The sequence below is a fragment of the Sphingomonas colocasiae genome (assembly GCF_019880585.1).
GTDB classification, from domain to species: Bacteria; Pseudomonadota; Alphaproteobacteria; order Sphingomonadales; family Sphingomonadaceae; genus Sphingobium_A; species Sphingobium_A colocasiae.
In genome coordinates this window covers 149,806-163,618 of sequence record NZ_JAINVV010000008.1, presented here as the reverse complement: position 1 = coordinate 163,618, position 13,813 = coordinate 149,806, and the positions used below count along the sequence as shown (strand labels likewise).

Annotated in this window: 11 protein-coding genes; 9 read left to right on the top strand and 2 right to left on the bottom strand. The window is 68.2% G+C overall.

The genetic code is table 11. The features are described from left to right. The 9 genes from K7G82_RS16560 (at window position 1) to K7G82_RS16520 (ending at window position 11,845) form a co-directional block, all read left to right on the top strand. A complete protein-coding gene (locus tag K7G82_RS16560; protein WP_222991025.1) occupies window positions 1–927 on the top strand; it encodes an acyl-CoA dehydrogenase family protein in 927 nt (308 codons plus the stop codon). After that, on the top strand, window positions 920–1,729 hold the full coding sequence (locus K7G82_RS16555) for an enoyl-CoA hydratase/isomerase family protein (protein ID WP_222991024.1): 810 nt from the start codon (window positions 920–922) through the stop codon (window positions 1,727–1,729). Before K7G82_RS16560 ends, K7G82_RS16555 begins: the two co-directional genes overlap by 8 nt. Window positions 1,730–1,732: 3 nt before the next feature. Then, the gene (locus K7G82_RS16550; RefSeq protein WP_222991023.1) at window positions 1,733–3,835 is read left to right on the top strand and encodes an acetate--CoA ligase family protein; all 2,103 of its coding nucleotides are present in this window, start codon (window positions 1,733–1,735) and stop codon (window positions 3,833–3,835) included. Further along, entirely contained in the window at window positions 3,832–4,893 is a 1,062-nt protein-coding gene (locus tag K7G82_RS16545) for a tartrate dehydrogenase (RefSeq protein WP_222991022.1), read from the top strand. The genes K7G82_RS16550 and K7G82_RS16545 overlap by 4 nt, the downstream gene beginning before the upstream one ends. A 16-nt stretch (window positions 4,894–4,909) precedes the next feature. Beyond that, complete coding sequence (locus K7G82_RS16540) at window positions 4,910–5,686, top strand: SDR family NAD(P)-dependent oxidoreductase (RefSeq protein WP_222991021.1); 777 nt, start codon at window positions 4,910–4,912, stop codon at window positions 5,684–5,686. An 11-nt stretch (window positions 5,687–5,697) separates the two neighbouring features. After that, a complete protein-coding gene (locus tag K7G82_RS16535) occupies window positions 5,698–6,735 on the top strand; it encodes a zinc-binding dehydrogenase (protein ID WP_222991020.1) in 1,038 nt (345 codons plus the stop codon). Then, a complete protein-coding gene (locus K7G82_RS16530; protein WP_222991019.1) occupies window positions 6,732–8,210 on the top strand; it encodes an NAD-dependent succinate-semialdehyde dehydrogenase in 1,479 nt (492 codons plus the stop codon). Before K7G82_RS16535 ends, K7G82_RS16530 begins: the two co-directional genes overlap by 4 nt. A 97-nt stretch (window positions 8,211–8,307) precedes the next feature. Next, entirely contained in the window at window positions 8,308–10,509 is a 2,202-nt protein-coding gene (locus K7G82_RS16525; protein ID WP_222991018.1) for a TonB-dependent receptor, read from the top strand. Window positions 10,510–10,528: 19 nt separating this feature from the next. Then, entirely contained in the window at window positions 10,529–11,845 is a 1,317-nt protein-coding gene (locus K7G82_RS16520) for a serine hydrolase domain-containing protein (RefSeq protein WP_222991017.1), read from the top strand. Here the strand turns inward: K7G82_RS16520 and dmpG are convergent, their stop codons facing one another. Then, complete coding sequence (gene dmpG, locus K7G82_RS16515; RefSeq protein ID WP_222991436.1) at window positions 11,846–12,874, bottom strand: 4-hydroxy-2-oxovalerate aldolase; 1,029 nt, start codon at window positions 12,872–12,874, stop codon at window positions 11,846–11,848. Beyond that, window positions 12,874–13,812: an acetaldehyde dehydrogenase (acetylating) gene (locus K7G82_RS16510; RefSeq protein ID WP_222991016.1), complete on the bottom strand. Its 939-nt coding sequence runs from the start codon at window positions 13,810–13,812 to the stop codon at window positions 12,874–12,876. Before K7G82_RS16510 ends, dmpG begins: the two co-directional genes overlap by 1 nt. Window position 13,813 lies beyond the last annotated feature (1 nt).

Genomic DNA, 13,813 nt, shown 5'->3' with positions numbered 1-13,813 from the left:
ATGGACCTTGCGTTCGACGATACCCAGGCCGCGATCAAGGATTCGTGCGAGCGGCTGTTCGCGCGCCATGCCGGCCCGGCGCGCGCGCGCGACCTGCGCCGCGACAATGGCTGCGACCGCGCGCTGGTCCAGGCGCTGGAGGGCGACGGTTTCGCCGATCTGTTCGGCGCGGACGGGGCGGGGCCGCTCACCGCCGCGCTCGTCGTCGAATGGGCGGGGGAGGCCGCGGCGCTCGCGCCCATTGGCAACCGCCTGCTCGTCGCGCCGGCGTTGCTCGCGGAAACGCCGCCGACCATGGTTGCCGTCGCCGATGCCGATCGGCTCGATGCCGTGCGTTTCGCCGCCGATGCCGATCTGCTGATCGTGATCGACGGGGACGAGGTGCGGGTGGCGGCGCGCGGCGACTTCGCGGCGGTGCCTGTCAAATCCAAGTTCGGCTATCCCTTCGCGCAGGTGTCGGACGTGCGCGGCACGCCGCTCGCACCCGGATCCGGTGCGGTCGCGCGGCGCTGGCGTCAGGTCGCCATCGCGGCGGAGATCGCGGGCACGGCGCGCGCCGCGCTCGATCTCACCACGCGCTACTTGCGTGAGCGCCTCCAGTTCGGAAAGGCGATCGCGACCTTCCAGGCCGTCCAGCACCGTATCGCCGAACTCCATGTCTCGGTCGATTCGGCCGAATGGGCGGTGCGCGAGGCGGCCTGGCACCATGCCCGCGCCGATCTCGCCGCCGCCGCCGCGCTCACCGCGTGCGAGGCCGCGCAGCGCGCGTTCCAGGAAACCCATCAGCTCACCGGGGCGATGGGCTTCACCATCGAATATGATCTGCACCTGTGGACCATGCGGCTGCAGGCGCTGCGCCACGAAGGCGGCGGGCCGCGCGCCCATGCCCGCGATCTCGTGCGCGCCCGCTGGAAGGAGAATGGCTGAGATGGCCGCCTATTCGGATTTCACCACTGTCACCGCGCGCCGCGACGGCCATGTGCTGATCGTCTCGTTCAACCGGCCGGAGCGCCGCAACGCGATCAACGCCGCGCTCCACCATGATCTGGAAGCGATCCTCGCGCTCGTCTCGGCCGATCGCGAGGTGCGCGCGATCGTGTTGCGCGGCGAGGGCAAGGCGTTCTGCGCGGGCGGCGACGTGACGACGATGGAGGACAAGGACGAACACAGCCCCGCGCATATGGTGCTCTCCACGCTCGACACAGTGAAAATGCTGGAGATGATCCTGTCGGTGCCGCAGCCCATCATCTGCGCGGTGCAGGGTTTCGCCATGGGGCTTGGCGCCTCGATCGCGCTGCTGTGCGATGTGCTGGTGATGGCCGAGGACGCGGCGATCGCCGACACCCATGTGAATATCGGCCTGGTCGCGGGCGATGGCGGCGCGGTGCTGTGGCCGCTCGCCGGATCGCTGGGGGCCGCGCGCTGGTATCTGATGACCGGCGAGCGCGTCAGCGGAACCGAGGCGGTGCGCCTGGGCTTGGCGCTCAAGGCGGTGCCCGCCGACGATCTCGACCCGACCGCGCTGGCGATGGCGCAGCGCCTTGCCGGCATCGCGCCGCTCGCGGTGCAGGGAACCAAGGCGACGCTCAACCGCATCGTCCGCGATCGCATCGCGCTCACGCTCGATACCGGCCTGCTGCTCGAAGGTGCGACCTTCGTCAGCGAGGATCATCGCGAGGCGGCTTCGGCCTTTCTCGAAAAGCGCCAGCCCATGTTCAGGGGACGCTGAACGATGGCCGACGGACGCCCGCTCTTCACATCATCGCTCGATCGTTTGCTCAGCCCGCGATCGATCGCGATCGTCGGCGCATCGAACCGGATGCCCGGCATCGGCGGTTTCGTGACCGCCAATGTCATCCGCGCCTTTGGCGGCGCGATCTATCCCGTCAATCCGCGCGAGGCCGAAGTGCAGGGCCTGCCGGCCTTCGCCACCGTCGAGGATCTGCCGGAGGGCATCGATCTGGCGATGGTGGTGGTGCCCGCGCTCGCCGTGCCGGCGGTTGTCGAGGCGCTGGCGCGGCGCGGCGTCGGCGGCGTGGTCGTCATCACCTCGGGCTTCGCCGAAGTGGGGGGAGAGGGTGTCGCGCTGCAGGCGCGGCTCGCCGAGATCGCGGCGCGCACGGGGGTGCGTGTCGCCGGGCCGAACTGCATCGGTTTCATGAACTTGGCCGAAGGCGCGATGGCCAATTTCGTGCTCGATCCGACCGATGAGATCCCGGCGGGCGGTCCGGTCGCCCTGGTGTCGCAGAGCGGGGGTTTCGGCGGCTATATGGTGCGCAAGGCGCTCACCGCCGGGCTCGGCGTCGGCTGGTTCGTCAGCACCGGCAACGAAGTCGACGTCAATATCGCGGGCGTGCTGCGCCACCTGGTCGAACGCGACGAGGTGAAGGTGCTGCTCGCCTTCAGCGAGACGCTGCGCGATCCCGAGGTGTTTATCGAGACCGCGCGCCGCGCGTCCGAACTCGACAAGCCGATGGTGGTGCTGAAGGCGGGCCGTTCGCAGGCGGCCGCGCGCGCGGCGCAGGCGCATACCGGTTCGCTGGTCGGATCGGCCGAGGCGTTCGACGCGGTCTGCCGCCAGCATGGCGTCTTCTCGGCGGGGTCGCTCGAGGAAATGCTCGATCTCGGCCTGATCTTCCAGGGTGGCCGGCGTGCGCGGGGGCGCCGCGTCGGCATCATCACCGGATCGGGCGGGGCGGGCGTGATGCTGACCGACGCCTGCGTGCTCGAAGGGCTTTCGGTGCCCGAACTGCCGGCCGGCGATCAGGGCGCCCTGCTCGCGCTCATGCCGCAGCCCTTCATGGGATCGGTGGTCAATCCCGTCGACGTCACCGCGCAGGCGCTCGCCGCACCCGGTGCGCTCGAAGGCGTGCTGACCGGCGTGCCCGCCAGCGATGCGGTCGACATGGTTTCGCCGGTGATCATCGGCAATCCGACGCACCCGGACATGTATATCCGCGCGCATCGCTCGACCGACAAGCCGATCGCCTTTGTCTCGACCTTGCTGCCGACCAGCCTGCTCGATGCCGGTGTGCCCGCCTATACCGATCCGCGCCGGGCCGCGCGGGCGCTCGCGGCCAATGCCGAATTCGCGCTGCGCCGCCGGCGGCCCCCCGTGCCCGCGCCCGTGCCCGATCCGGCGCGTATCGCCGCCGCGCGCGCGATCCTGGCCGATGCCGAACCCGGAACCGCGCTGATCGAGGCGGATTCGAAGCGGCTGCTCGCGCTTTACGGCGCGCCGGTGACGGAGGAGGCGCTGTGCGCCGACGCGGACGAGGCGGTTGCCGCCGCCGCGCGGATCGGCGGCCCCGTCGCGCTCAAGATCATGTCGGTCGATCTGCCGCACAAGTCCGACGTCGGCGGGGTGCGGCTTGGGCTGGCGGGTGACGAGGCGGTGCGCAGGGGCCACGCCGCCATGCTTGGCGATGTCGCGCGCAACGCGCCCGATGCGCGGATCGCGGGCGTGCTCGTCCAGCAAATGGTGCCCGCCCGGATCGAAATCCTGTGCGGGATGACGCGCGATCCGCTGTTCGGGCCGATCGTCGCGATCGGGCTTGGCGGCGTGCTCGTCGAGATCATCGGGGAAGCCGCCTTGCTGCGCGCGCCGTTCGATCGGGAGGATGTGCTCGAAGCGTTGCAGGCGATGCTGGGCGGGCGGCTGCTCGCCGGGGGCAGGGGGCTCGACGCGGCGGAGGCCGATGCGGTCGCGCGGCTGGCGATGGCGCTGGGGGACGCCGCGCTCGAACTGCCCGAGGTTGCGGAGATCGACGTCAATCCGGTGCGCGTCGCGAATGGCGCCGCGCTCGCCGCCGACGCGCTGGTGGTGCGCGCATGAGGGCGCATCGCATCGCCGTGGTCGCCGGCGACGGCATCGGCCGGGAAGTGATGCCGGAGGGGTTGCGCGCGCTGGAGGCGGCCGGCCGCCGCTTCGGTTTCGAGATCGCGGCGACCGACTTCGACTGGTCGTGCGAAACCTATGCCGCGACCGGCCGGATGATGCCCGAGGATGGGCTGGAGCAGCTTCGGCCTCATGACGCCATATTGCTCGGCGCGGTCGGCTTTCCTGGGGTTCCTGACCATATCTCGCTTTGGGGACTGTTGCTGCCGATCCGCCGCGCCTTCGATCAATATGTGAACCTGCGGCCGGTGCGGCTGCTCGCCGGCGTCAATTCGCCGCTGCGCGACGTCGCCCCCGGCGACATCGACATGTGGATCGTCCGCGAGAACAGCGAGGGCGAATATTCGCAGGTCGGCGGCCGGATGTTCGAGGGCACGCCCGACGAGGTGGTGACGCAGGTCGCCACCTTCACGCGGCGCGGCACCGATCGCATCATCACCTATGCCTTCGATCTCGCGCGGCGGCTGGGGCGCGGGCGGGTGAGTTCCGCGACCAAGTCGAACGGGCTGTGGCATTCCATGCCCTTCTGGGACGCGCGTTTCGCCGAGATCGCGTCGCGCTATCCGGAGATCGAGCACGACCAGCACCATATCGACATCATGGCCGCGCGCATGGTGATGCAGCCGCGCCGTTTCGACGTGATCGTCGCGAGCAACCTGTTCGGCGACATCCTTTCCGATCTCGGCCCCGGCGTGACCGGCACGATCGCGCTGGCGCCGTCGGCCAATATCAATCCGGAGCGCGCGCACCCTTCGATGTTCGAGCCCGTCCACGGCTCCGCCCCCGATATCGCGGGGCGCGGCATCGCCAATCCGATCGGCCAGATCTGGTCGGCGGCGATGATGCTCGATCATCTGGGGGAGGGAGCGGCGGCGCAGGCGATGCTCGCCGCGATCGAGGGAGTGCTCGCCGATCCCGCCGAACCGCGCACGCCCGATCTGGGCGGCCGCGCGACCACGCAGGATCTCGGCCGCGCGATCGCCGACAGGATTTGAGAAGGGGAGTGGGACGATGAGCGGCAAGGCCGATTTCCTGGGTTTTCCGGCGGGCGCGACGGCGATCGTCACGGGCGCCGCGAGCGGCATCGGCCATGCGACCGCGCTGGCGTTGCTGGGCCAGGGCGTTCGCGTCATCGGGCTCGACATCAATGAAGCAGGGCTTGCCGCGCTCGAGCCGGGCGAAGGCTTTGTCGGGCGCGTGCTCGACAGTGGCGACCGTGCGGCGGTGGAAGCGATGCTGCCCGCGCTCCACGCCGAGTTCGGGCCGATCGCCTTTCTGGTCAACAATGCCGGGCCGCCGAGTTCGATGCCGCTTTCGATCGAGGACGGGCTGGCGAAGACGGCGGGCAGTGTCCAGATGATGACGAGCAACTGGCTCGCGCTCGGCCCGCCCGAAGGCGCGTCGGTGGTCAATGTCGCGTCGGTCGCGGGCACGCTCTCCGGCGGTCCGCCGCCCGCGATGCTGGCCGGGCGCGGCGATGTCGACGCCAATTCGGGCTGGTACGGCGCGGGCAAGGCGGCGATCGGCGGGCTGACGCGCTTCCAGGCGGTGATCGGCCGTGGCCGTTATCGCTCCAACGCGGTCGCGCCCGGCGTGGTCGCGACGCCGCGCATGGGCGATCTCACCGCCGGCGCCTATGGCCAGATGCTGGTCGAGCGTTCGCCGCTTGGCCGGCTCGCGCAGGCCGGGGATGTTGCCAACGCCATCGTCTTTCTGCTGAGCCCCGCCGCATCATACATCAACGGCGTCACGCTGCTTGTAGAGGGCGGCGGGACGCTGGTGTTCTGACGGAGGGCGGCATGAAGGCGGTGGTTCGGCGCGGTTCGCGTCTGGTGAGCGAGGAGATTCCGGCGCCGCGCCCCGGCCCCGGCCAAGTGCTGCTGCGCACGTTGGCCTGCGGCGTCTGCGGATCGGACCTGCATGCCTTTTCGCATGGACAGGCGCTGGCCGAACTGGGCAGGCGCGTCGGCGCGAAGAATATCCTCGATCCCGATCGCGATCTCGTCTTCGGGCACGAGATCTGCGGCGTCGTCGCCGAATATGGCCCGGGCACCGAGGCGGTGTTGCCGGTCGGCACGCGCGTCGTCGCCTTTCCGCGCGCGACCGGCCCCAACGGGCTGGAGACCGTCGGCCTCTCGCATCGCTTCCCCGGCGGCTATGCCGAGCAGGTCTGCGTCGATGCGGCCATGCTGGTGCCCGTGCCCGACGGATTGAGCGATGCCGAGGCCGCGATGACCGAACCCTTCGCGGTCGGCGCGCATGCCGTCGCCAGGGCCGGGCTGGGGCATGACGGCGTGGCGCTCGTCATCGGCTGCGGTCCCGTCGGGCTCGCGGTGATCGCGGCGCTCGCGGCCGAGGGTGTCGGCACGATCGTCGCGTCCGATTTCTCGCCCGCGCGCCGCGAGATGGCGATCGCGATGGGCGCGCATCGCGCGATCGATCCAGCCACGGAATCGCCCTTCGCGCAATGGCCGGCGCTCGGCGTGCCGCCGCGCGACGCGGTGATCTTCGAATGCGTGGGCGTGCCCGGCATGATCCAGCAGGCGATCGCCGGCGCCAGCGCGGGTGCGCAGATCATGGTGGTCGGCGTCTGCCTGACCGACGATGTGATCCTGCCCTATCAGGCGCTGTCCAAGGAACTGCGCATCGGCTTCAGCGCGGCGTACACGATGGACGAGTTCCGCGAGACTCTGGCGCGCATCGCCGATGGGCGGATCGATCTCAGCCGCGTCGTCACTGATGTGATCGGCCGCTCGCAGGCGGAGGCGACCTTCGCCGAACTGTCCGGTCGCGATCATGGCCAGGTGAAGGTGGTGATCGAGCCATGGCGCGAATGAGCTTGGCCGATCCCGTCGAGCGCGCCCGACTGGCGTTGCTGCGCCCCGCCCTGCTGCGCGAGGCTGCGTTCGTCGGCGGCGAATGGGTTGGGGGTGATGCCGGCATCGCGGTCGTCAACCCCGCGACGGGCCGCACGCTCGGCCATGTCCCCGATCTGGGCCGCGGCGATGCGGAAGCGGCGATCGCGGCGGCGACGGCGGCACAGCCCGCATGGGCGGCGCGCCCGGCGCGCGAACGCGGCCTGCTGCTCCGTCGCTGGGCCGAACTCATCCTCGAGCATCGGGACGATCTTGCCCGGCTGATGACCGCCGAACAGGGCAAGCCGCTTGCCGAGGCGGCGGGTGAGATCACCTATGCCGCCGCCTTTGTCGACTGGTTCGCGGAGGAAGGGCGGCGCACCTATGGCGACATCATTCCCGGTCATCTCGCCAATGCGCGCATCCGGGTGGAGAAACGGCCGGTCGGCGTGGTCGCGGCGATCACGCCCTGGAATTTCCCGGCGGCGATGGTCACGCGCAAGGCCGCGCCCGCCCTCGCGGCGGGCTGTGCCGTCGTCCTCAAACCATCCGAACTGACGCCTTTTTCAGCGCTGGCGCTGGCGGTGCTGGCGGAAGAGGCCGGGCTGCCCGCGGGGCTGTTCAATATCGTGACCGGCGCGCCCGCGCCGATCGGCGATGCGATGGTGGAGGATCCGCGCGTCGCCAAGTTCAGCTTCACCGGATCGACGGCGGTCGGGCGGATGCTCGGCGGGCGGGCGATGGGCAATGTGAAGCGCGTCTCGCTCGAACTCGGCGGCAATGCGCCCTTTCTGGTCTTCGACGATGCCGATCTCGACATCGCGGTCGAAGGCGCGATGCTTTCCAAGTTCCGCAATGCCGGCCAGACCTGCGTCTGCGCCAACCGTTTCCTCGTACAGGCGGGAATCCATGACGCCTTTGTCGCACGCCTGGCCGATCGCGCCGACGCGCTCGGCTGCGGCGACGGACTGGCCGGCGCGCCCGATCAGGGGCCGCTGATCGATGCGCGGGCGGTGGCGAAGACGATGGCGCATGTGCGCGACGCGCTCGACGGCGGTGGGCGGCTGCTCGCCGGCGGCAGCGTGATCGACGATGTGTTCGTTCGGCCGACCGTGATCGCCGGGGTCTCGCCCGATGCGTTGCTGTGCCGCGAGGAGACGTTCGGGCCGGTCGCGGGTGTCGTCCGCTTCGGCAGTGAGGCGGAAGCCGTCGCGCTCGCCAATGCGGGATCGGCGGGGCTTGCCGCCTATCTGTTCACCCGCGACGCCGATCGCGCGATCCGCCTGCCGGAAGCGCTGCGATACGGCATGGTCGGCATCAACACCGGGCTGATCTCCAGCGAGGTCGCGCCGTTCGGCGGATGCCGTCAGTCGGGCATCGGCCGTGAAGGATCGCACTACGGAATCGCCGAATTCCTTGAGTTGCAGACGGTTGTGCAGGCCGTTGGCGGCGCTTGACTCGGAGAGCGGAATTTATATAGTGTAATATTAATAATTATAGGCATCGATGCTGACGAAGCGGATATGCGCGCGGCAGGTGGAGGAGGGGATTGGAATGAGGAAGAGCTTTGCGGTCACATGCGCGGTCTGCGCCATCGCGGCGGCGATGCCGGTTCATGCGCAGCAGCCCGCGGACGGCGCGGCCGAACAGGCGGCCGAAGACAGTGCGTCGCCCTACGACATCGTCGTCACCGCGCAGCGCCGTGCCGAGAATGTGCAGGATGTGCCGATCTCGATCGTCGCGCTTTCGGGCGAGAAGCTCGACGCCGCGGGCATCACCGATTTCAGCCGGCTGACCACGCAGGTGCCGGGCATGATCGCCGATTCCAACAGCGATCCGAAGGGCGCGCGGCTCGGCCTGCGCGGCGTGACCAGCTCGCAGGAAGACGGCAAGCAATCCTCGGTCGGCGTCTTTGTCGACGGCATCTTCATGTCGCGCGTCGGCATGGCCTTCGCCGAATTCCAGGATATCGAGCGGGTGGAGGTGCTGCGCGGCCCGCAGGGCACCTTGTTCGGCATGAACACCGCCGCCGGCCTCGTCCATATCGTCACCGCCCGTCCCAACTTCAACGAGACCACGGGCTTTGTCGAAGGCGTGGTGGGCAACAAGGGGCGCTGGGATATCCGTGGTCTGATCACCGGCCCGATCTCGGAGAATTGGGCCTATAGCCTGTCGGGCTTCACCACGCATCGCGACGGGCTGATCTATAACGACACGCTCGACCGCAAGGTGAACGATCGCGATCGTTCGGGCGTGCGCGCCAAGCTCGCCTATAAGGGTGAGACCGTCGATTTCCTGCTGATCGCCGATTATCAGAACGAAGAGTCGAACTGCTGCACCAGTATTCCGTGGCGGATGAAGCCGGGCGCCAGCCTGCTCGGTAATCCGGCCGCGCCGCTGTTGCCGGCGGGCTATCCGTACAGCCGCATCTCGGTCTCGCCCTTCGTGCCCTACACCAAATCGGAGACCGGGGGCATCACCGCCGAACTGAACTGGCAATTGAGCGACGCGCTGACGCTCACCTCGCTCACCGGCTGGCGCGACTGGAACCTCGACACGCGGCTGGATCCGGGCGCGCTGCCCATCAAGCTTGTCGAAACGGTCGGCAGCCAGCGGCATCGCCAGTTCAGCCAGGAAATCCGCCTGACCTCCGATGGCGGCGGGCCGCTCAAATGGGTGGCGGGGCTGTTCTTCTTCGATCGCACGACGCGGTCGATCAGCGAGCTCCACTACAAGGTGCCGAGCCTCTATCCGGCGGGCGCGAGCGGGATCACCAACACACGCTTCCGCATCCGCGACACCAGCTATGCCGGCTTCGGACAGGTGACCTATGACGTCACCGACAAATTCACCCTGGCGATCGGCGGACGCTATTCGTTCGAGGACCAGAAGGCGACACAGGTGCAGGTCACCCAGAATTTCGTCGACCCGGCCTATAACCGCGCGGCCGATCGCACCGACGGCCAATTCACCTTCACCGGCAATGCCAGCTACCATTTCACGCCCGACGTGATGGCCTATGCCACCGTCGCGCGCGGCTTCAAGCCCGGCGGCTTCGATCTGGGCCGGCCCGCGACCTACACCAATTTCGAGTTCGAGGCGGAGACCAACCTCAATACCGAGATCGGCCTGCGCACCCAGTTGCTCGACAAGAAGCTGACTCTCAACCTGACCGCGTTCAGCACGACCTACAAGAATTTCCAGACGCTCGCGTTCGACGGGCTGCGCTTCCTGTCGCTCAACGCGCCCGAATTCGTGACGCGCGGCGTCGAGCTGGAGCTCAATGCCTTTCCGGCGCGCGGATTGGCGTGGACCAATCAGGTCAGCTATGTCGATGCGCATTATACGGATTTCGTGAATGGCGCCTGCCCGCAGGGTATCGCGGGATCGTGCGACCTGACCGGCCGCCGCCTTCACCAGGCCCCGCGCCTGACGCTCAGCAGTTCACTGAACTATGAAAGCAATATCGGGCAGAGCGACTGGAAGGGCTTCGGCTATCTCGGCTATTCCTATCGCAGCGGTACATATTCGAACCAGGCGCTCGATCCGTATCTCTACCAGAAGGGCTATGGGCTGGTCGATTTGCGCCTGGGCGTCGAGGCGCCGGGCCAGATCCGTGTCGAAGCCTGGGTGAACAACCTGTTCGACAAGGATTATATGAGCTTCGGCTTCAATTCGCCGCTGCTTTCCGGCGGCTATGGCGGCTTTGTCGGCGACGAGCGCATGTATGGGCTCCGCCTGCGCAAATCCTTCTGACGGGCAGGCGGAGAGCGGCATGACAAGGATGTTCGCGCGCATCGCCTGCGGCCTCGTCGCGATCGCCCTGCCGCTCTCCGCATTCGCATCGCCGCCGGTCGCCGCGCAGGCCGGCAAGGCATCGGCGGGCGCCTTTTCGACGGCGGAACTGGCGAAGCTCGATGCGGCGATGGATGGATTCGTCGATCGCGGTGAGCTGGCGGGGATATCGACGCTGCTGATCCACCGCGATCGCGAGGTGGCGTTCCATGCGCATGGCCAGCGCAATGCCGTAACCGGCGCGCCGCTCACCCGCGATACCATCTTCCGCATCTATTCGATGACCAAGCCGATCACGGCGGTCGCGATGATGATCCTGTACGAACAGGGGAAATGGACGCTCGACGATCCGATCACGCGCTTCCTGCCCGAAATGGCCGATCTCAAGGTGGTGACGGGCGAAACGGCGGACGGCAAGCCGATCCTGGCCGATGCGGTGCGCCCGCCGACGATGCGCGAGCTGATGAGCCATAGCGGCGGCTTCGCCTATGGCATGATGGACGGGCGGCTCGCGAGCACGCTGTTCCGCCAGCGCAATGTGGCGGCGGCGCCGAGCGCGAACGCGATGGTCGATATGGTGGCGGGGCTGCCGCTGCTGTCGCAGCCGGGCGCCGAATGGGCCTATTCGATCTCGTCGGACCTGCAGGGCGTGATCGTCGAGCGCATTTCGGGGCAGAGCCTGGGTGCATTCATGCGGGAACATATCTTCGGCCCGCTGGCCATGCGCGACACGGGCTTCACCGTGCCCGCCGATAAGCTGGCGCGGCTGGTCGATCTCTATGCGACTGATCCGGCGAGCGGAAAGCCCGTACCGGTGATCGCGACGCCCGCCGCCGTGGCGACCGGGCTGGTGCGCGACTATGCGGAACCGCCCAAGGTGGAATCGGGCGGCGGCGGGCTGGTGTCGACGATCGACGATTATGCGCGGTTCGCGCGCATGCTCGCGCGCGGCGGCGCGCTGGGCGGCCGCCGTATCCTGAAGCCCGAAACCGTCAGGCTGATGGGGACGAACCAGATCCCCGCGATCGCCCTCGGCAAGCCCAACGCCAACAAAATCGCTTTCAGCCCCGCGCTCGGTTATGGCCTGGGGGTCATGGTCGCGACCGATCCCCAGGCGGCGGGCTTGCCCGACGGCAAGGGGACGATGAGCTGGGACGGCGCAGCCAGCACCTGGTTCTGGGTCGATCCGGCCAATGACATCGTCTTTGTCGGCATGGTCCAGCGCATGGGTGGCCCGGTGCGCCTCCAACTGGAGGCGCAGTCGCGCGCGCTGGTCTACGAGGGCCTGGGTCGATGATCAGGCGGCGTTGCGGGCCATGTCGAGCGCGACGTCGACGATCATGTCTTCCTGACCGCCGACCATGCGGCGGCGGCCGAGTTCGACCAGGATCGCGCGGGTATCGACGCCATGATCCTGCGACGCCTTTTCGGCGTGGCGCAGGAAGCTGGAATAGACGCCGGCATAGCCCAGGCTCAGCGTCTCGCGATCGACGCGGACGGGGCGGTCCTGCAGCGGGCGCACCAGATCCTCGGCGGCGTCCATCAGCTTGAACAGGTCGCAGCCATGCTGCCAGCCCTTGCGATCGGCGGCGGCGATGAACACTTCGAGCGGCGCGTTGCCCGCGCCCGCGCCCATGCCGGCCAGGCTGGCATCGACGCGGATCGCGCCGGCCTGCACCGCGACCATCGAATTGGCGACGCCCAGCGACAGATTATGGTGGGCGTGCACGCCGCGCTCGGTCTCCGGCTTCAACACGCGATCATAGGCTTCCAGCCGCGCGCGATATCCGTCCATGTCGAGCGCGCCGCCGCTGTCGGTCACATAGACGCAGGTCGCGCCATAACTTTCCATCAGCTTGGCCTGCCCCGCGAGCGCCTCGGGCTCGATCATATGGCTCATCATCAGGAAGCCGATCGTGTCCATGCCCAGGTCGCGCGCCGCCGCGATATGCTGTTTCGCGACATCGGCCTCGGTGCAATGCGTCGCGATGCGGACCGAACGCACGCCCAGGTCATAGGCCTGTTTCAGGTCGTGGACGGTGCCGATGCCGGGCAGGAGCAAGGTGGTGACGACGCTCTTCTCGACCGCGTCGGCGACCGCCTCGATCCATTCCCAATCGGTATGCGCGCCGAAGCCGTAGTTGAAGCTGGAGCCGTTGATGCCGTCGCCATGCGCGATCTCGATCGCATCGACGCCCGCTTCGTCGAGCGCGCGCGCGATAGCGCGGACATGGTCGAGCCCGTAGCGATGCCGGATCGCGTGCATGCCGTCGCGCAGCGTCACGTCCTGGATATAGAGCTTGGTCTGGGTGGGATCGAAAACCATCATGCGGCCTCCTTCATCAAGCGGCGGCGAGCGATCTTCTCCGCGGTCGCCAGCCCGGCGGAGGTCATGATGTCGAGATTGCCGGCATAGGCGGGCAGGTAATGTGCGGCCCCTTCGACTTCGAGGAACACGCTGGTCTTGATGCCCTCGAAGCTGCCGAGCCCCGGAATGGCGACGGGGTTGTTCGATCCGAACCGCTCGAACTGCACCTTCTGCTTCAGCCGATAGCCGGGCACATAGGCGTTGACCCGGGCGACCATCGCCTCGACCGCGGCTTCGATTTCGGCCTCGTCCGCGCCGGACGACAGGGTGAACACCGTATCGCGCATGATCATCGGCGGTTCGGCCGGATTGAGCACGATGATCGCCTTGCCGCGCGTGGCGCCGCCCACCTGCTCGATCCCGCGCGAGGTGGTTTCGGTGAACTCGTCGATATTGGCGCGCGTGCCGGGGCCGGCGCTTTTCGACGAGATAGAGGCGACGATCTCCGCATAATGCACCGTCGCCACGGACGAGACCGCCGCGACGATCGGTATGGTCGCCTGGCCACCGCACGTCACCATGTTGACGTTCTCGGCGTCGAGATGATCGTCGCCATTGACGACGGGGATGACATAGGGGCCGATCGCGGCCGGCGTCAGATCCACCATCACCTTGCCCGCGCCGGTCACGATATCGCTATGATGCTTGTGCGCGCCGGCGGAGGTGGCGTCGAACACCACGCCGATCTCCGGCCAGACGGGCAGGCGCTGCAGCCCTTCAATGCCCTCCGCCGTGGTCGCTACGCCCATGCGTTCGGCGCGCGCCAGCCCGTCCGATGCGGGATCGATGCCGACCATCGCGCCCACTTCCAGCACGTCGGACGTGCGCATGATCTTGATCATCAGATCGGTGCCGATATTGCCCGATCCGATGATCGCGGCCTTCATCTTGGTCATC

Bases quoted from the DNA above. Each gene is read 5' to 3' on its own strand.
- K7G82_RS16510 (WP_222991016.1), bottom strand. From the start codon at position 13,812: ATGACCAAGATGAAGGCCGCGATCATCGGATCGGGCAATATCGGCACC.
- K7G82_RS16560 (WP_222991025.1), top strand. From the start codon at position 1: ATGGACCTTGCGTTCGACGATACCCAGGCCGCGATCAAGGATTCGTGC.
- K7G82_RS16545 (WP_222991022.1), top strand. From the start codon at position 3,832: ATGAGGGCGCATCGCATCGCCGTGGTCGCCGGCGACGGCATCGGCCGG.
- K7G82_RS16520 (WP_222991017.1), top strand. From the start codon at position 10,529: ATGACAAGGATGTTCGCGCGCATCGCCTGCGGCCTCGTCGCGATCGCC.
- K7G82_RS16555 (WP_222991024.1), top strand. From the start codon at position 920: ATGGCTGAGATGGCCGCCTATTCGGATTTCACCACTGTCACCGCGCGC.
- K7G82_RS16530 (WP_222991019.1), top strand. From the start codon at position 6,732: ATGAGCTTGGCCGATCCCGTCGAGCGCGCCCGACTGGCGTTGCTGCGC.
- K7G82_RS16535 (WP_222991020.1), top strand. From the start codon at position 5,698: ATGAAGGCGGTGGTTCGGCGCGGTTCGCGTCTGGTGAGCGAGGAGATT.
- K7G82_RS16525 (WP_222991018.1), top strand. From the start codon at position 8,308: ATGAGGAAGAGCTTTGCGGTCACATGCGCGGTCTGCGCCATCGCGGCG.
- dmpG (WP_222991436.1), bottom strand. From the start codon at position 12,874: ATGGTTTTCGATCCCACCCAGACCAAGCTCTATATCCAGGACGTGACG.
- K7G82_RS16550 (WP_222991023.1), top strand. From the start codon at position 1,733: ATGGCCGACGGACGCCCGCTCTTCACATCATCGCTCGATCGTTTGCTC.
- K7G82_RS16540 (WP_222991021.1), top strand. From the start codon at position 4,910: ATGAGCGGCAAGGCCGATTTCCTGGGTTTTCCGGCGGGCGCGACGGCG.